The sequence below is a fragment of the Streptomyces sp. NPDC058459 genome (assembly GCF_042721685.1).
Taxonomy (GTDB): Bacteria; Actinomycetota; Actinomycetes; order Streptomycetales; family Streptomycetaceae; genus Streptomyces.
Map to the genome: position 1 here is coordinate 1 of NZ_JBHXLV010000328.1, position 4,411 is coordinate 4,411.

Sequence of the window (4,411 nt, forward strand, 5' to 3'; positions counted from 1 at the left end):
CGCCCACCCAGAACGTGGCGGGCCGCTGGGCCGCCCGCGACACCCACCTCGGCGGCCGCCGGGTGCGCGCCGGTGACCTGCTGCTGCTCGGCCTCCAGGGCGCCAACTCCGACCCGCAGGTGCGTACCGACGCCGCCACGCTGACCGGCGGCAACAACGCGCACTTCTCCTTCGGGCACGGCGAGCACCGCTGCCCGTTCCCGGCGCAGGAGATCGCCGAGGTGATCGCGCGCACCGGCATCGAGGTCGTCCTCGACCGGCTGCCGGACATCGACCTGGCGGTGCCCGCCGGGTCCCTCACCCGCCGGCCCTCGCCCTGGCTGCGCGGGCTGACCGAGCTGCCCGTGCGGTTCACTTCGACCCCTGCCGTGGGAGGCACGTCCCGATGACCACCGGTACCGGTACGCCCCGTATCGTCCTCGATCCCTTCGTCTCCGATCTGGACGGCGAGAGCGCGGCCCTGCTCGCGGCCGGCCCGCTCGCGGCGGTGGAGCTACCTGGCGGGGTGCCCGTCTGGGCCGTCACCCGGCACACCGAGGCCAAGGCGCTGCTGACCGATCCGCGCCTGGTGAAGGACATCGACGTGTGGGGCGCCTGGCGGCGCGGCGAGATCCCGGCGGACTGGCCGCTGATCGGACTCGCCAATCCGGGCCGCTCCATGCTCACCGTGGACGGCGCGGACCACCGCCGGATGCGCACGCTGGTGGCGCAGGCCCTCACCCCGCGCCGGGTGGAGCTGATGCGCGAGCGGATCGGCAAGCTCACCCAGGACCTGCTGGACGCGCTGCCCGCCGACGCCGGGGTGGTGGACCTGAAGGCGGCCTTCGCCTACCCGTTGCCGATGTACGTGGTGGCCGAGCTGATGGGCATCGACGAGGCTTCGCTGCCCCGGCTGAAGGTGCTGTTCGAGAAGTTCTTCTCCACCCAGACCCCGCCCGCCGAGGTCGTCGCCACCCTGACCGAGCTGGCCGGGATCATGGCGGCGAATGTCGCGGCGAAGCGGGCCGAGCCGGGCGACGACCTCACCAGCGCGCTGATCCTGGCCTCGGCGGACGGCGACCACCTCACCGACGACGAGATCATCGCCACCCTCCAGCTGATGATCGCGGCCGGCCACGAGACGACGATCTCCCTGATCGTCAACGCGGTCGTCAATCTCTCCACCCACCCGGACCAGCGGGAACTGGTGCTGTCCGGGCAGGCGGACTGGCCGGCGGTGGTCGAGGAGACACTGCGCTGGTCCACCCCGACCTCGCACGTGCTGATCCGTTTCGCCACCGAGGACGTCCCCGTGGGCGACCGGGTGATCCCGGCCGGGGACGCGCTGATCGTGTCGTACGGCGCGCTAGGCCGGGACGAGGAGGCGCACGGGCCGAGCGCCGGGGAGTTCGACATCACCCGGGAGACGAAGAACCGGCACATCTCCTTCGGCCACGGCCCGCACGTCTGCCCCGGCGCCGCGCTGTCCCGGCTGGAGGCGGGCGTGGCGCTGCCCGCGCTGTACGCCCGTTTCCCGCACCTGGACCTCGCGGTCCCGGCCGCCGAGCTGCGCCACAAGCCCGTCGTCACCCAGAACGACCTGTTCGAGCTTCCGGTTCGCCTGAACGGGTGACTTGACTTCGAGCGCGCTTCAGCTCGTAGCCTCGCAGACGCTCCGGTGCCCGGCGTCCCTCCACGGGATGCCGGGCGGCCAGATCCGTCGCTAGATGGATGAAGGGGCCCGAAGTCGTCCGCAGGGACGATCGAGCGCGCGCGAAAGGCTGGAACACCACATGCGACAGCGCAGTCTGCGGGATCTGCAGGTCTCGGCCATAGGTCTCGGCTGTATGGGCATGTCCGCTTTCTATGGGACGGCCGACCAGGACGAGGGCCTGGACACCATCCACCGCGCCCGCGAGCTGGGCATCGACTTCCTCGACACGGCCCAGATGTACGGACCGCTCACCAACGAGTCCCTGGTCGGCGAGGCGATCCGGGGCCACCGTGACGGTTACGTGCTGGCCACCAAGTTCAACTTCCGGATGGACGACGCGGTACCGGGCGACATGTCGACCGTGGGCCGCCAGGACGGCTCGGCCGAGCATGTCCGGACCTCGGTCGAGGGCTCGCTCCAGCGCCTGGGCACCGACCACATCGACCTGTACTACCAGCACCGGGTCGACCCGAACGTGCCGATCGAGGAGACGGTGGGCGCACTGGCCGAACTGGTCGCCGAAGGCAAGATCGGGCATGTCGGGCTGAGCGAGGCGAGCGCGGAGACGCTGCGCCGGGGCAACGCGGTGCACCCGATCACGGCCGTGCAGAGCGAGTACTCGCTCTGGTCGCGGGACGTGGAGGCGGAGGTGCTGCCGACCTGCCGCGAGCTTGGCATCGGCTTCGTCGCCTACTCACCGCTCGGCCGGGGCTTCCTCGCCGGCCGCTTCTCCTCCCCCGACGAACTGGACAAGGACGACTACCGCCGCAGCAGCCCCCGCTTCACGGACGAACACCTCCAGGCCAACCTGCGCCTCGCGGCCAAGGTCAAGGAGATCGCCGAGAAGAAGGGCGTCACCCCGGCCCAGCTCGCCCTCGCCTGGGTCCTCGCGCAGGGCGACCACATCGTCCCCATCCCCGGCACCAAGCGCCGCTCCTACCTGGAGCAGAACGCCGCCGCGGTCGACATCACCCTCACCCCTGAAGAGCTGTCCCAGATCGACGCGGAACTGCCCGAGGTCTCGGGCGAGCGGTACGACGAGGCGGGGATGCGGGCGGTCAACCGCTGAGCCCGCCGGCCCGGCCCGGGATGTGTGCGGTGCGTCACGTCCCGGGCCGGGCACTGGTGTGGGCGGTGCGGTTCGCTACCGGCGGCCTCCGGCCGCCTGGTCCGTACGCCTGTCGGTCTTGCTCGCCGCCGCGCCCGCCATGAGGGCGAGCAGCAGGCCCACCGCACCGGCGACGATGTTGCTGATGATCGTGCGGGTGGTGTCGACGTTCCCCGCGACCACCCAGGGCGCGACGATCATCCAGACACCGATCAGGGCGGCTGCCCAGGCCCTGGCATGGGTGCGTTCGTACGCGTGACCGAATCCACTCATGAGCAGGGCGTAGGCGATACCCGCGATCAGGTTGTTCACCGCGAGGGTGGTGGAGCCGTTGAAGCCCGCGATCCACGGGGACGCTGCCATGTACAGCCCCGCGACGATGGCCATCGCCTCGATGGCCTGCCCCCGCTGCGTCGCGGTCGCCCGCTCCGCGAGTACGAAGCGCTCCCGCATCTCCAGGACGTCCGGGTGCGACTCCATCGTGGTCTGTGTTCGTTCGGTCATGATCGCGCCTTCCGCGTCGGGGTTCCACGTCTTTATGCGGATTTCACGCATCCGAGTACCCACCTGGTCCCTCACGCATCCGATGACGCGGGACTTACTCCGCCGGCTTGAGATCCGTGATCTTGCGCGTCGTCAGGTCCGACTGGACGTCGATTCGGGTCACCGTCGGGTGCGCGTCGTCGCCCCAGGTCAGCTCGACTCGGCTGGTGGCGTGGCCCATGCCGGAGACGGTGTAGGTGACCTTCCGCTTCTCGGGGACGTTCTGGGCGAAGAGGATGCCGTCGGCGTGGAGAGGTAGAACTCGCGCAGCGCCTTGGCGTCGGCGCCCGCCGCCGGGTCCTCGTTGTCCCAGACGGCGTCGATGTAGGCGCCGTAGAAGTGGGCGACCCGCTGGGTGACGTCGCGCGGGTCGCCCTGGGCGGTGGACACCGCCGCGGGCCGGGCGGCGGGGGCGGCGGTGGTCGTGCCCGCCAGCGCGGGGGTCACGGGGGCCAGGGCGAGGCCTGCGGCGACAGCGACGACGGTCAGCGGAGTCGTACGAATGCGGATGACCGCCATACCCGGCCACCGCGACACGGTGACGCGCGGCGGCACCGGCCTGCCGGTCGGCCCCGCCCACTTCGGTACCGCCATCGGCCGTCCGCTGGACGATCACGTGCTGGCCGGTGCGCCGGGCCTAGTCGGCCGTCATGAACGCCAGTACCGCGTTCTGGCCGCCGAAGCCGAAGGAGTTGCTCAGGGCGGTGCGCAGCGGCAGGGGGCGGGGGGTCTTGGTGACCACGTCGAGGTCGATGGCGGGGTCGAGGGTGTGCAGGTTGGCGGTGGGCGGGATGAGCTGGTGGCGCAGGGTGAGGGCGGTGCAGGCGGCCTCGATGGCGCCGGCGCCGCCGATGGCGTGGCCGATGGTGCCCTTGACGGCGGTGACCGGGGGCGGGCGGTGGAAGACCTGGTGGAGGGCGTTGTGCTCGGCCAGGTCGCCCTGCGGGGTGGAGGTGCCGTGGGCGTTGACGTGGTCGACGTCCTCGGGGGCGAGCCCGGCGTCGGTGAGGGCGCTGCGGATGGCGCGGGCGGCGCCCTCGCCGTCGGGGTGCGGGGAGGTGAAGTGG

General features: G+C 71.6%; 5 protein-coding genes and 1 pseudogene. 3 read left to right on the top strand and 3 right to left on the bottom strand.

The annotated features are described in order from the left end of the window. The 3 genes and pseudogenes from ACFWN1_RS31920 to ACFWN1_RS31930 all read left to right on the top strand — a co-directional run. Positions 1 to 389: pseudogene (locus tag ACFWN1_RS31920) on the top strand (cytochrome P450); the annotation flags it as partial. Beyond that, positions 386 to 1,612, top strand: a complete 1,227-nt coding sequence (locus tag ACFWN1_RS31925; RefSeq protein WP_384369806.1) for a cytochrome P450 — start codon at positions 386 to 388, stop codon at positions 1,610 to 1,612. The pseudogene ACFWN1_RS31920 and the gene ACFWN1_RS31925, both read left to right, overlap by 4 nt. Positions 1,613 to 1,772: 160 nt before the next feature. Next, positions 1,773 to 2,762 carry an aldo/keto reductase gene (locus ACFWN1_RS31930; protein WP_384369809.1) on the top strand — a complete coding sequence of 330 codons (990 nt, stop codon included), beginning with the start codon at positions 1,773 to 1,775 and terminating at the stop codon, positions 2,760 to 2,762. Positions 2,763 to 2,837: 75 nt separating this feature from the next. Here the strand turns inward: ACFWN1_RS31930 and ACFWN1_RS31935 are convergent, their stop codons facing one another. The 3 genes from ACFWN1_RS31935 to ACFWN1_RS31945 all read right to left on the bottom strand — a co-directional run. After that, complete coding sequence (locus ACFWN1_RS31935) at positions 2,838 to 3,305, bottom strand: SPW repeat protein (protein WP_384369812.1); 468 nt, start codon at positions 3,303 to 3,305, stop codon at positions 2,838 to 2,840. Between the two features lie 189 nt (positions 3,306 to 3,494). Continuing rightward, positions 3,495 to 3,938 carry a hypothetical protein gene (locus ACFWN1_RS31940; protein WP_384369815.1) on the bottom strand — a complete coding sequence of 148 codons (444 nt, stop codon included), beginning with the start codon at positions 3,936 to 3,938 and terminating at the stop codon, positions 3,495 to 3,497. Between the two features lie 43 nt (positions 3,939 to 3,981). After that, on the bottom strand, positions 3,982 to 4,411 hold a 430-nt coding region (locus ACFWN1_RS31945; protein ID WP_384369818.1), incomplete at its 5' end, for a beta-ketoacyl-[acyl-carrier-protein] synthase family protein.